The sequence below is a fragment of the Acinetobacter pollinis genome, assembly GCF_015627175.1.
Classification (GTDB): Bacteria; Pseudomonadota; Gammaproteobacteria; order Pseudomonadales; family Moraxellaceae; genus Acinetobacter; species Acinetobacter pollinis.
Genome location: NZ_VTDQ01000011.1, coordinates 1 through 13,392, shown reverse-complemented (window position 1 = coordinate 13,392; position 13,392 = coordinate 1). Strand labels below are relative to the sequence as shown.

14 protein-coding genes and 1 rRNA gene are annotated in these 13,392 nt (G+C 36.2%); 7 read left to right on the top strand and 8 right to left on the bottom strand.

Annotated elements, in window-relative coordinates; all coding sequences use genetic code 11:
- Positions 1-35: 35 nt before the first annotated feature.
- Both I2F23_RS06170 and I2F23_RS06165 read left to right on the top strand, forming a co-directional pair.
- On the top strand, positions 36-821 hold the full coding sequence (locus I2F23_RS06170; protein ID WP_228284784.1) for a 5'-methylthioadenosine/S-adenosylhomocysteine nucleosidase: 786 nt from the start codon (positions 36-38) through the stop codon (positions 819-821).
- 143 nt (positions 822-964) lie between these two features.
- Positions 965-1,582: a TetR family transcriptional regulator gene (locus I2F23_RS06165; RefSeq protein WP_195771683.1), complete on the top strand. Its 618-nt coding sequence runs from the start codon at positions 965-967 to the stop codon at positions 1,580-1,582.
- A gap of 38 nt (positions 1,583-1,620) precedes the next feature.
- On the opposite strand, the gene I2F23_RS06160 is transcribed toward I2F23_RS06165, so the two are convergent.
- A complete protein-coding gene (locus I2F23_RS06160) occupies positions 1,621-2,238 on the bottom strand; it encodes a thiol:disulfide interchange protein DsbA/DsbL (protein WP_195771682.1) in 618 nt (205 codons plus the stop codon).
- Between the two features lie 179 nt (positions 2,239-2,417).
- Here I2F23_RS06160 and ubiG point away from each other — a divergent pair, with 179 nt between their 5' ends.
- The 4 genes from ubiG (at position 2,418) to I2F23_RS06140 (ending at position 5,174) form a co-directional block, all read left to right on the top strand.
- Positions 2,418-3,134 carry a bifunctional 2-polyprenyl-6-hydroxyphenol methylase/3-demethylubiquinol 3-O-methyltransferase UbiG gene (gene ubiG, locus I2F23_RS06155; RefSeq protein ID WP_195771681.1) on the top strand — a complete coding sequence of 239 codons (717 nt, stop codon included), beginning with the start codon at positions 2,418-2,420 and terminating at the stop codon, positions 3,132-3,134.
- Positions 3,131-3,802, top strand: a complete 672-nt coding sequence (locus I2F23_RS06150; RefSeq protein ID WP_195771680.1) for an HAD family hydrolase — start codon at positions 3,131-3,133, stop codon at positions 3,800-3,802. The genes ubiG and I2F23_RS06150 overlap by 4 nt, the downstream gene beginning before the upstream one ends.
- A 36-nt stretch (positions 3,803-3,838) precedes the next feature.
- Positions 3,839-4,585: a YciK family oxidoreductase gene (locus tag I2F23_RS06145; RefSeq protein WP_195771679.1), complete on the top strand. Its 747-nt coding sequence runs from the start codon at positions 3,839-3,841 to the stop codon at positions 4,583-4,585.
- Between the two features lie 172 nt (positions 4,586-4,757).
- Positions 4,758-5,174, top strand: a complete 417-nt coding sequence (locus I2F23_RS06140) for an RcnB family protein (RefSeq protein ID WP_228284783.1) — start codon at positions 4,758-4,760, stop codon at positions 5,172-5,174.
- Positions 5,175-5,196: 22 nt separating this feature from the next.
- On the opposite strand, the gene I2F23_RS06135 is transcribed toward I2F23_RS06140, so the two are convergent.
- From I2F23_RS06135 to argA, 6 genes are all read right to left on the bottom strand, one after another.
- Positions 5,197-5,679: an FKBP-type peptidyl-prolyl cis-trans isomerase gene (locus tag I2F23_RS06135; protein ID WP_195771678.1), complete on the bottom strand. Its 483-nt coding sequence runs from the start codon at positions 5,677-5,679 to the stop codon at positions 5,197-5,199.
- Positions 5,672-6,208: a signal peptidase II gene (gene lspA, locus I2F23_RS06130; RefSeq protein ID WP_195771677.1), complete on the bottom strand. Its 537-nt coding sequence runs from the start codon at positions 6,206-6,208 to the stop codon at positions 5,672-5,674. The genes I2F23_RS06135 and lspA overlap by 8 nt, the downstream gene beginning before the upstream one ends.
- Complete coding sequence (gene ileS, locus I2F23_RS06125; protein ID WP_195771676.1) at positions 6,201-9,038, bottom strand: isoleucine--tRNA ligase; 2,838 nt, start codon at positions 9,036-9,038, stop codon at positions 6,201-6,203. The genes lspA and ileS overlap by 8 nt, the downstream gene beginning before the upstream one ends.
- Before the next feature lie 57 nt (positions 9,039-9,095).
- Entirely contained in the window at positions 9,096-10,094 is a 999-nt protein-coding gene (gene ribF / locus I2F23_RS06120; RefSeq protein ID WP_195771675.1) for a riboflavin biosynthesis protein RibF, read from the bottom strand.
- Positions 10,095-10,192: 98 nt separating this feature from the next.
- Complete coding sequence (locus tag I2F23_RS06115; protein ID WP_195771674.1) at positions 10,193-10,816, bottom strand: TetR/AcrR family transcriptional regulator; 624 nt, start codon at positions 10,814-10,816, stop codon at positions 10,193-10,195.
- A gap of 127 nt (positions 10,817-10,943) precedes the next feature.
- Complete coding sequence (gene argA / locus I2F23_RS06110; RefSeq protein WP_195771673.1) at positions 10,944-12,284, bottom strand: amino-acid N-acetyltransferase; 1,341 nt, start codon at positions 12,282-12,284, stop codon at positions 10,944-10,946.
- A 195-nt stretch (positions 12,285-12,479) separates the two neighbouring features.
- On the opposite strand from argA, the gene I2F23_RS06105 reads away from it, so the two are divergent.
- A complete protein-coding gene (locus I2F23_RS06105; protein ID WP_195771672.1) occupies positions 12,480-13,151 on the top strand; it encodes a DUF1345 domain-containing protein in 672 nt (223 codons plus the stop codon).
- An 81-nt stretch (positions 13,152-13,232) separates the two neighbouring features.
- On the opposite strand, the gene rrf is transcribed toward I2F23_RS06105, so the two are convergent.
- A 5S ribosomal RNA gene (rrf, locus tag I2F23_RS06100) occupies positions 13,233-13,347 on the bottom strand.
- Between the last annotated feature and the right edge of the window lie 45 nt (positions 13,348-13,392).

The window sequence follows — 13,392 nt, the reverse complement described above, 5'->3', positions numbered from 1 at the left end:
TCGTTCGACCTGCAATTGTTGCTATTACTTGCATTATGGCTGTACAAGCAACATATGCTCAAACAAAGCAGTCACCTGTGATTATTCAAGGTGCACTTGATATCGAAACTGACCATATCGTAAGTCAGTTGAAAAATGTAAAAGAAAAGACCTATGGTGCTTGGAAGTTTTGGGAAGGTACATATCAAGGTTACCCTGTTGTAGTATCACGTACACTTATGGGTATGACAGATGCTGCAGCTGCAACAACTTTAGCGATTGAACACTATCATCCTGCTGCAATTATTAACCAAGGTACAGCAGGTGGTCACGATCCAAAACTTAATGTGTTTGATATTGTACTAGGAAAAACTTCTGAAAATATTAGTGCATTTATTACACCAAATAAAGCATTGGGTGAAGGTTCAAATACCCTCACATGGAATAAGTCTTTTAATGTTTTACCTAAAAACAATACGCCAGAGGAAGAAAGTCGTCGCCTTCGTTTTGATGCAGATCCGAAACTTCTTGCTGCAGCCAATGCAATTAAAGCAACCTATAAACAAGGAAAAGTTGTTGAAGGCGTTATTGGTTCAGCAGATGTTTGGAATAACGAACTAGATCGTATTAAATATTTCCATGAAAATTACGGAACGTCAGTAGAAGAAATGGAAACCGCTTCTGCTGCACAAGTTGCGTCTCTATATCATGTTCCATTTATCGGTATTCGTGTACTATCGAACAACCTAACCAACAATGGAAGCTATAACCCAAATACGGGTGCAGCATGCCAACAATACGTACTTGATGTTGCTGTAAATTATTTAAAATCTGTGAAGTAACTCACAAGGTCTATTTGTTTCTTTAATAAATAGACCTCTTTTTATCAATTATTTGTAAGATATTATGAGTTTATACTATAAAAATAGAACTCCAATTTATTCTATGTTTAAATTGTTTTTTATATTATTAGATGGAACTTGTAATGTCTATGCGTGCTGAGCGTAAGATACAAAGTCGGCAAGCCATTATCGAAAAAGTCCTTTTACTAAGCTATAACGGGCAGCCATTTCATAGTATGAGTTTACGTGAAATTGCACGTGAAGTAGGCGTTGTTCCTAGTGCACTTTACCGTCATTTCGAAAATAAAGATATGCTTGCTCAAGCAACGATTGATCAGGTAACTGTATTCATAAAAAGTGCACTCTTTCAATCTCGTGCTCGATTTACTACGCATAGCCACGAAACGACTGAAGTTCGTCTAGAAACATTATTTAAATTTGTTGAACAACATGCAACCTACTGGCATTTTTTTATTTCAGAACGTTGGGGAAACTACCCAATACTTGAGAAAATGATTTATCAAGATGTATTTGATCTCACACGTGACTTAGTAAGTGATTTAAGAAAATTAGATCAATATCAGAATACTCACCCGAACGAACTTTATATGTTTGCTGAAATTCTATTAGAGATGTGTTTGGTATGGTCTAAAGATTGGATTAACTTATGCAGAAATAATACGATAGAAATGGAAAAAATAAGTTTTTTTCAAAACTGTTTAAAACGAGTGAGCTTTATTCAGAGCGCACTACTCAAATAAGATCAAAGATACCCGTAGATATCTTTGATCAATCATATTTATTTTTTAGATTTCATTTCTTTATCAATAAGATATGTGAGCACTTGTACTACACGCTCATTTTCACCTTGAATCATATATTTTCCATCAACAACAACTGCAGGTACACCTGAAAGTTGGTATTGCTGTGCAAGTTTATTTGATTCAGCAACTTTCGTGCTTACAGCAAATGAATTGTATGCACTATTAAATTTACTTTCTGGAACACCATATTTTGTAAAGAATTTTGCAGCCGTTGCTTGATCAAAGATTTGTTGATTGTCCACTTGAATTGCATGGAACAACGGTAAATGTGTTTTTTGACGAACACCTAACATTTCAGAAGCCCAGTATGTACGTGCACCTGACTCCCACACAGGATTCATTGCAGCAGGCGTACGAACAAATGTTACATCTTTTGGCATTTGTTTTAACCATGTCTGCATGTGTGGCTCAAGTTTAAAACAGTGCGGGCAGCCGTACCAAAAGAATTCACGGACTTCAACTTTATTGCCAGATACAGGCGTTGGATTTTTTATAACCGTATAGTCTTTCCCTTCAACAAACTGGTCAGCCATCGCATTCATAGAGAAAGCCATTACAGTTGCTGTTAACCCACCTAAAATAAACTTCTTCATATTCTGAGTATTCCCTTTTGCAAGTTTGTAAACTACGTCATAGAGTAACGCTTAATTTAAAAAGATTCATGCAAAAAACGTCTTGTTTCTGTGAAGTTTTTTGCATAGCTAGTCCATTTCTTGATAATAAGCGCTACACTAGATTAAATGAAAGGACTGAATAATTTTAGGTATAACATATGTCAGAATTAAATGTTGATCCACAAGAAATTGCAAAATTTGAAGCACTCGCAGAAAAATGGTGGGACAAAACATCGGAATTTCGCCCACTTCACGAAATTAACCCACTTCGCTTAAACTGGATAGATGAGCATGCAGGGGGACTTGAAGGCAAAAAAATTATTGATGTCGGCTGTGGTGGAGGCATCTTAGCAGAGAGCATGGCACGACGCGGTGCAACTGTACTCGGTATCGATATGGGTGAAGCTCCCCTAAATGTTGCTCGATTACATGCTGAAAAAAATGATGTGAATAATATTGAATATAAGCAAGTGCCTGTAGAACAACTTGCAGAAGAGCAAGCGGGTCAATACGACATTGTTACATGTATGGAAATGTTAGAACATGTACCGAATCCCGCATCTATTATTCAAGCTTGCAAAAAACTTGTAAAACCGGGTGGCCACGTTTTCTTCTCGACCATTAACCGCAATCCAAAATCATATCTATTTGCCATCATTGGTGCTGAATATGTATTGCGTTTACTTCCAAAAGGAACACACGATTATCACAAATTTATTAAGCCTTCGGAGCTTGCTTACGACATTCGTGCTGCTGACTTACAATTAAAAAATATGATTGGTCTTCACTATAACCCACTTACAAAACATTACTGGTTAGCACCAAATATAGATGTGAATTACATGGTTCATACAGTAGATAAGAGATCCGTATGAAAAAGGCCGTTTTATTCGATTTAGATGGCACACTTGCAGATACAGCTGCAGATTTTATTCGTATCATTCAGCAAATCTGTAAAGAGCTTGGTCGTCCAATTCCAGCAGAAGATGCAATACGTGCACAAGTTTCTGAAGGCGCACGTGCAATGGTTCAATTGGTCTATCCAGAACTCAAACAAGACGATGCAACCTTATTAAAATATCGGCAACATTTTTTAGATGTGTATGAACAACAAGTTGTTGTGGATACAGACCTTTTCGCCGGGATGTATCCTCTTCTAGAAATGCTAGAAAAAGAAAATATTCCGTGGGGAATTGTCACCAATAAACCAAGATATCTTACAGAGAAGTTATTAAACGAGTTAAAACTCAACACACGTTGTGCTGTATTGGTCTGTCCTCAAGATGTCAAACATACAAAACCAGACCCAGAACCTATGTATTTGGCAGCAAATACGCTCAATCTTTCCTCAGAAGATATCATCTATGTGGGTGATCATCCTAGAGATATTGATGCTGGAAACAATGCAAATATGCTGACTATTTTGGCAGCTTATGGTTATTTACCACCAAACATGAAAGATAATTTAAATGCTTGGGGCGCAGATATTATTGTACAAAATGTTGAACAATTACATCTAGAAATTGCTAAGCAAATCAGCTAAAAATCACTACATAATAAAGTGAATGGAGGCCACACAATGAAGTACTCAGAATACAAAGCAAATCCAAATTTGCTTAAAGATAAAGTCATTTTAATTACCGGAGCAAGTGACGGTATCGGGCGTACTGCTGCGATCAGTTATGCACTCCATGGCGCAACTGTTGTACTGCATGGTCGAACCCTCAATAAGTTAGAAGTGATTTACGATGAAATTGAAGGTTTAGGCGCACCACAACCTGCAATTTTACCATTACAACTGTCTAGTGCATCTGTAAGAGATTATGAGTTACTTACAGATACGCTCACATCACAATTTGGCCGACTAGATGGGATCTTACATAGTGCAGGAATTCTAGGTGAGCGCTTACCATTGGCTGAATATCCAACAGATACATGGGATGAAGTGCTAGCGGTGAACTTACGTGCGCCATTCGCCATGACACAGGCTTTACTCCCATTATTGTCACAGTCAACGTCTGCATCTGTAGTTTTTACTTCATCAGGTGTGGGACGTGAAGCACGTGCTTTATGGGGGGCTTACTCTATTTCCAAATTTGGAGTAGAAGCAATGAGTCAAATTTTTGCACAAGAAAATACAGATCCGCATATTCGATTTAATTGTATTAATCCTGGCCCGACACGTACTGCAATGCGTGCTAAAGCTTATCCAGATGAAGATCCATTAACCTTACCTACCTCTGAAATGTTAATGCCTGCGTATCTTTATTTAATGGGTGAAGACAGCAAGGACTTAAACGGTCAGAGTATTGATGCTCAAGATTAAATGTATCATCCTCATCTCTAGCAGGGAGATTATTCTCCCTCCACCACCTTTTTAATTTTTTTTAATTCTTGCACCTAAAACTACTTATGATCTTCACACTTTCTCTGCATTTTTTAGATAAAGTAGGCGAAAGTTTTAATAGAAAAATAGCTATTTTAGATAAAGGTGCAATATGAAAAAGTTTTGTCATACCTTGGCATTTGCATCGAACTTGCTTATTTGTGCACCGCTTTATGCACAACCACATCAAATGGGAATGGGGGGAGGTCCTGGGCAGAACTTTATGCACAATGGACCTCAACAAGATGGGTTTTCAAACTTTAATAACAGAGGGTACTCTTCACACCAAGAAGTTTGGCATGACCTACAGCAAATTCGTAAAGTTCAAGAAGAACAAGGTTTTGAACGCTTAAAACAGTTAAAGTGGCAAGCAGGATATACGATGCCTCAACATTATCGTAGTGATAGATATAAAGTTAACTATATCGAATACAATCTGCCTAGGCCCGAAAGAGATCAGCAGTGGTATCGTATTAATAACGATTTTTTACTTATTAATGCCAGTAATACAATTGTGAGTGTCCAATAAAAAAAGCGCCTAGGCGCTTTTTTTACAAAATACTAAAGCTTTGCTCACCTGAAGGTGTCACTTTAAATATTTCCACCTCAAAACTAATATTCTTTCCAGCTAAAGGGTGGTTAAAATCAATTTCGGTCGTATCATCATTCACAGCTTTTACCACGCCAAATAAGCTTGATTTCGCTTTATCTTCAAACTCAATTAAATGACCTACAGTAGGTAACTGTTCAAATTTTACCGTATCAAATGTTTGTACATTTTCAGGATTCCAAGGGCCAAAAGCATCTTCTGGCGGTAGGTGTACCGTACGGCGATCACCTGCACGTAATCCATAAAGTGCTTTTTCAAATCCTGGTAATAAATTCCCATCGCCAATCGTAAGCTTTACAGGTGTCTCATGTTGGCGGGTATTATCAATTTCCACACCATTTTCAAGAGCAACCGAAAAGTGTAATTCAACTTGTGAACCAGCCTCTACTCTAACCTCTTCATTAGGAGTAATGATATCAACCATTTTTTTGCTCCAATTTTTGCTTACGCTTCTTTTCTAAAAAGAAGGTATCAATCAATAATAGAATAGTTCCCAATGTGATTGCACTATCGGCAATATTAAAGGCAGGAAAGTTATAGTGTTGATAATACACATGTATAAAATCGACCACATAGCCTAAAGTAATTCGATCAATCAAATTACCAATCGCACCACCGAGAATAAGTGCCAAAGCTGCAGGCAATACCTTCTGCGTTTTTGGCATGCGCATTAGCCAAAAAACGAATACCAATGACACAATACCAGCAAGGCCAATAAATACATAACGTTGCCAACCACCTGCGCCAGATAAGAAGCTAAAAGCAGCACCATAGTTATGTAAAAGCGTCCAATTTAAAAAAGGAATCACATGCTGGGGATCAGCATATTCAAGTGCTGTACTTGCAATATGCTTCGTCCATTGATCAATCACTATGGCTAGTACAGAAAGTACTAACCATAATGCATTACTCGCATGAAATTTTGAGCCTTTTTCATGTTGTTGATTAGGCATATTTTCTCTCTTCACCTGTACCATCGACGTTGATGATACAACGAGAGCATAATCCCGGATGTTCTGAATGTGTATTTACATCTGGTAATACATGCCAACAACGAACACATTTTTCACCTTCGGCAGCAAGAATCTCTACACGTAAACCTTCAACCTCAGTTTCCTTGCCTTCTTCAGCAAACGCATTTACCTCAACTTGAGAAGTAATGAGTACAAAACGAAGTTCATTTTCTAATGATTTAAGTAGTTTTTCTAATTCAGGTGTTGCCCAGATTTTTACTTTAGCAGATAAATTTCCACCTACAACTTTTTCATTTCGAGCAAATTCAATTTGTTTATTCACTGCAGATTTTACTTGAATAAGTTGCTGCCAAGCTTGCTCAGAAATTTCATTTTCTGCGACTTGAGGCAACTCATACCATGTTTGTGTAAACACGTATTTTTCAGACTGTTCAGGAATTAAAGGCCATGCTTCTTGTGCAGTAAAGCTCAAAATTGGGCTCATCCAACGAACAAAGGCTTGAACAATGTGGTAAAGCGCTGTTTGTGCTGAATGACGAGCTTGTGAATCTGCTTTGGTGGTATATTGACGATCTTTAATAATATCTAGATAGAAACCACCTAAATCATTAATACAGAAACTGGTTAACGCTGTACATACAGCATGAAAATTCATTTCATTATACGCATCAATAATTGTCTTTTGGACTTCATTGGCACGTTGTAAAATATATTGATCCAAAGCAATCAATTGATCTACTGGTAGTGAGTCTTTACTTGGCTCAAAACCTTTAAGATTTGCCAATAAGAAACGCAGCGTATTACGAATACGGCGATAACTGTCACTTACACGATTAAAGATTTCTTTAGATGCTGCAATCTCATAACGATAATCACTTGATGCTACATATAAACGTAATCCATCTGCACCTAATTGCTTTGTAATTTCTTCTAAGGGAATATAGTTCCCTAAAGATTTAGAAAGCTTACGCCCTTTTTCATCGACGGTGAAACCATGCGTAAGTAGCGTTTTGTATGGTGCACGGTTATGTATTGCTACAGATGTCAATAATGAAGACTGGAACCAACCACGATGTTGGTCAGAACCTTCTAAATATAAATCGGCAGGACTATGTAACTCTTCACGTTGATCTAGCACAGCATAATGAGTAGTACCAGAATCGAACCATACATCTAACGTGTCACGTACAGGGTTATATTCTTTTGCTTCATCCGCACTTAAGAATGCATCTGTATCACGTGTAAACCACGCATCAATACCTTCTTTTTCAATCAGCTGAGCAACTTCTTCAATAATTTCAGGTGTACGTGGGTGTAGCTCATTGGTATCTTTATGTACAAAGAATGGAATTGGTACACCCCATGTTCTTTGACGTGAAATACACCAGTCAGGACGACCTTCAATCATCGATTCAATACGGCTTTGTCCCCAGTTCGGTACAAACTTAATATCGTTTTCGATAGATTTTAATGCACCTTCACGTAAGCCATTTTGATCCATATTAATGAACCATTGTGGTGTTGCACGGAAAATAATTGGTGTTTTATGGCGCCAGCAATGTGGATAGCTATGTTGAATCGTTTCATGTGCCCACAGACGACCTGCTTCACGTAATGCATCAATAATTTTAGGAACAGCTTTATAAATATGCTCGCCTACAAATACAGATGCAGCAGGTAAATAAACACCATTTCCACCTACAGGATTTTCTACAGGTAAATTATTTTGTAGACCAACTTTATAGTCATCTACACCATGTGCAGGTGCAGTATGTACAGCACCCGTACCACTTGTTGCAACAACATGCTCACCTAAAATTACAGGAACTTGTCTTTCAACAATTAATGGATGTTGTAACTGAAGCTGATCAAGTTTCTCACCGACAAAATCTGCAATAACTTTTGGATTTTGAAGCTTATAACGCTCATAAGCAGACTGAGCTAAATCTTTTGCAAAAATTATATTTTGCTTACCAGTATCAGTATCAATTTCAATCAGTTGATATTCAATTTCAGCATGTACAGCTACAGCTTGGTTGGCAGGAATGGTCCATGGTGTTGTAGTCCAAATGACCATATCTGTTGCTGTTGTAACGTCTATACCTAAACGCTTTGAAAGATCTTTTAAATCTACAACTGCAAAACCAACGTCAATTGCTTCTGATTTCTTATCCTCATATTCAACTTCAGCTTCAGCCAGTGCTGAACCACAGTCTAAACACCAGTTCACAGGTTTTAGACCGGGTTGAATATGACCATTCTTCTGAATCGCACCTAACGCACGAACAATATCTGCTTCTTGTTTAAAATTCATGGTTAGGTAAGGATTATCCCAATCACCTAAAATACCGAGACGTTTAAAGTCCTGACGCTGTAAGTCAACTTGCTTTAATGCATATTCACGGCAGAGTTTACGGAATGTCGTTGCATCTACTTTTTGCCCGACCTTTCCAACTTTTTCTTCTACTTTTAATTCGATTGGTAAACCATGGCAGTCCCAACCCGGAACATAAGGTGCGTCAAAGCCATCTAAAGTGCGACTTTTAATAATAATATCTTTAAGTACTTTATTTACTACATGTCCTAAATGGATTTGACCATTTGCATATGGAGGGCCGTCATGCAATATATATTTCTTTTTGCCAATACGCGAGTCACGAATTCGCTGATAAATGTTGTCGGCATACCACTCTTCCAACCATTTCACCTCACGTACTGCTAAGTTTGCTTTCATTGCAAACTCAGTACCCGGCAAGTTCAATGTGGCTTTATAATCCACTACATTTTCAGGATTTTGCTTATCGCTCATGCAAGTTACTTCCAGTTTTCAGAGTTTTCTATGACTCGTTGTACTTTAAAATTCAAATTAAAAAGGAAATGTGTTGTTTTGCTTACGAAACTCGTTTAGCTGAACAACATCATCTTGTATTCCTACCTTTAATGCTTCAAGTGAAGCATAATTTTTCTCACCGTGTAAGTAATTTAAAAAAGTTACACGCATAAGTAAACCATACAGATTAGCAGAAACTTCAGGAAAGTGAACTTCTAAACGCCATTCTGGGGTATCTTGTTTTATCGCAGGACGTATGCCTACATGGCCAGCACCAAATAAACTATCTGACTGATAGCCCATAATGCCCTTTAATGCTGATTCATGATTAACGATTTCTCTTAAATTTTTCGTTTCACACACAACATCTACACCATAAATCCCATTTAAACATGGTCTATGACGTTTTAGTGCAACATTGATGGTAGGAAAGTTTAATGTGCGTCCAAGTTTATCGCCATGCTGTACACGACCAATAATGCTATAAGAACGACCTAATAACTGACTCGCAAGCTGTAAATTTCCTTCTTGGAGTACTTTACGAATACGAGTCGAGCTGACTCGTTCGTTATCAAATATAATTGTTTCTAAATTTTTGACGTCAAACCCATATTCTTTCAGAAAATGGCTATTTCCTTGTCGATCTCGACCAAAATGAAAATCATCCCCAAGAACTAAACTTTGTACATTTAATTTATTTTTTAATAATGCAGCGAAATCTTCTGCACTCTGACTACGAAAATGATTATCAAACTTTGCAATAGCAACATAATCAATGCCCAACTCTTTAAGATACTCCACTTTCTCTCTGAGAGAGGAAATTCGAGGAGGTGCTTCTATTCCTTTAAAAAACTCTAAAGGTTGGGGTTCAAATACAATCACCAATGTCTTTAATGATTTTTCTGATGCGACTTCTTTGAGCTGCCGAATCATCGCTTGATGCCCTAGATGTACACCATCAAAATTACCAATACTAACTGCAGTTTTAGGTAAATTGAATGAGGAGGTCAAAGCATGCAAACGAAGTAGATTCATGGAAGGCTCATATAATCCATTTATAAAATAATCTTCACCTATTTTGCCATATTCTGACTCATTCGTCTTGTCATTCTCATTTCATTAAAAAGACTATTTTATAACGCAGTTGTTCTTGCTACTGCACCATGTAATAGAAGTTGTACTGTATTCTGGATTGCACGTTGATGAAATAGACGATTACGTAAAGTTTTCCCCGTAAACACTTCAAATTGCGTGTCGAAATCAGCATAACTTTGAGTCAAAGACCATAAATTCATAATAAATAATTCAGGTGAAATATCAGATGCTATTTTGCCTTGGGCTTGCCATTCAGCAATAACTTTTACTTTACGTCGGAAATGTTTTTTAATCGTGCCTTTTAAAATATTATGAATATAAGGTGCACCTTGAATCACTTCCAAAGCAAACAATTTGGATGCTTTCGGATTAGACCTAGAAAATTCAATTTTACTTTCAATATACTTTGTGAGTAATACTTCAGGCTCTTCATCTACATTTAGCAACTGCATCGACTCTAGCCATTTATGTAAAACAGATGTTAACACTTCTATATATAAAGCTTCTTTATTGGCAAAATAATAGAAAATATTCGATTTATGCATTTCAGATCGTTTTGCAATTTCATCTAAACTTGCACCACTAAAACCATAAATTGAAAATACATCTAAGGCTGCATTCAAAAGTTGACTTCGTTTTTGCATACTTTTTTTTAATTCCATACCATGCAACCTGTCTGAAAAAAGATATATAGATTTTAGATAAAAATCATTGATTTTGCATGGAATTTATCAAAAAAAATTATTTAAAAATCTCTTTAAAGCTATCGCTTTTCTCAATATATATCAATTAACTCAGTAATTTCTTAAATACTAATGAGTTTCTCTGGTAATTATAAAGTTGCTGACGAGCATTCGGTAGCTCATCTACTTGAGCAGGCTGAAAACCATGTTCAATAAACCAATGTGCTGTGCGTGTTGTTAAAACAAACAATTGCTGGATATGATTGTTTCTTGCTTTTTCTTCTAAGAATTTAAGTATCTGACTCCCTCTATTTGACTTACGATAGTTAGGGTCTACAGCCACACAGGCAATTTCTGCAGAGGGTATTTCACTTCCCGTAATTGAGATTGGATAAAGTGCTGCACATGCGAGTATTGCACCATCACGCTCAATAACAGCGAACTGTCCTATTTCATCCTCTAAACGTTCTCTAGAACGATAAACTAATATTCCTTTTTCTTCTAATGGTCTTAGTAATGTCATCAATCCACCTACGTCGTGAATTGTTGCCATACGCACTTCTTCATAAAGATCATCCGTAATCATTGTCCCTACACCATCACGTGTAAATAATTCTTGAATGAGTGCTCCATCATAAGCGAAGGGTAATAAATGAATACGTTGTATACCATGAATTAAGGCATCTTTTGAGCATCCAAGTATTATAGAAAAATGTGGATCATTAGATTTATAAAGCTCAATATAATTGTCTAATTGATTTGAGCATACTTCACGAATTAAATTATTTTGATGATTAACTATACCCTTTTCTTTACCTAAAAATATTAATTTATCTGCTTTTAAGGCAATTGCTGTCTTAGTTGCAACTTCTTCAGCTGATAAGTTAAACACCTCTCCAGTCGTAGAATATCCTGTAGGCCCGAGTAAAATTACATTATTATTTTCAAGTAAGCTTTTCATCATTTTGGTATCTACAGATCTCACTTCACCAGTAAGTTGAAAATCGATCCCATCGACAATACCATACGGTTTTGCAGTAATTAAATTACCAGATATTACATCTATACGAGAGCCAAACATTGGAGAGTTTGCTAAACCCATAGATAATAGTGCTTCAATATGCATACGCGATGCGCCTACTGCACTCATGACTTCAGGTAAGGCCGTTCTTGTTGTAATTCGACGGTTTAAATAAAATTCTGTAATTATATTTTGTTTAGATAGATTTTCATCAATTTGTTTTCTAGCGCCATGCACTAAAACTAAGTTAATACCCAAAGAATGTAACAAAGCAATATCGTGAATAATATGATGAAAATTGTTATCTTTTAGAGCTTCTCCATCAAACATAACCACAAAGGTTTTTCCTCTATGTGCATTAATATATGGGGCAGAATGACGGAACCAATGTAAATAATCTGGTGCTGAATTTGTGCTTTCAAACATAAATAAGCCTTTCTAATTAAAAAACAATTTATGCAAGCATACAGGATTTAAAATATAATCAGAATGCCTATCTAAGTTTCAAAAATAAATCTCATTCATTTTGTATAAATAAAAAATCTACACGTATTTTTAAGTAAAGAGTAAACTTATGATCGTAAATTTATAAGAAAAATTGTTCTAATCAGGAAAATTTAAATGAATGTATTAAAAAAAATATATCACAATATCCGATACCACCCCTACTTTTATTTAATGCTTCCTATAGGTTTAATATTTTTTAACATACTAAGCCATACTACAAATTGGAGTTGGTCTACGATTGTACTCACAAGTTGGAATATTAGCGTAGGCTTATATTTAATTCGTACTTTCTTCATTTTAACCCATTGTGATCAAAAGCATATTTTTCGAAGAGCGAGCAAACAAGATGAGAATAAATGGGTAATTCTATTGCTTGTATGTTGTGCAATAGCTATGTGCTTATATGCGATTCTTATTCATTTATCGCATTTATCAAATGTTCCCTTATTAAAATATGCGCATATAGGTTTGGCTTTACTTACAATTGCGATGGCATGGCTATTTATGCATACTGTATTTGCTATTCACTATGCACATTCTTTTTATATTTCATCAAATAAAGGAGATGATCCTGGTTTAGATTTTCCTAAAACACCTATTCCTTTATATTTAGATTTTATTTACTTCAGTTATGTTATAGGAACTGCTTCTCAAACAGCCGATATATCAATTACTTCTCAAAAAATGCGTATGCTCAATACATTTCACTTAATGCTCGCATTTGCTTTTAATACAATTATATTAGCAATATCTATTAATATAGCAGCTAGTCTAATTACATCCTAAATTTTATATAAAATTCATTTTGATTTTTTAATAATATAAAAGTAAAAAAAGCCTCCTTACGGAGGCTTTTTAGGAATTAGATGCTGGCGATGACTTACTCTCACATGGGTAACCCCACACTACCATCAGCGCTAAGAGGTTTCACTTCTGAGTTCGGGAAGGGATCAGGTGGTTCACTCTCGCTATTGTCGCCAGCATAACTTTTATGGAGAACATTGAGGTCTTAATTATTGCCTCTGTT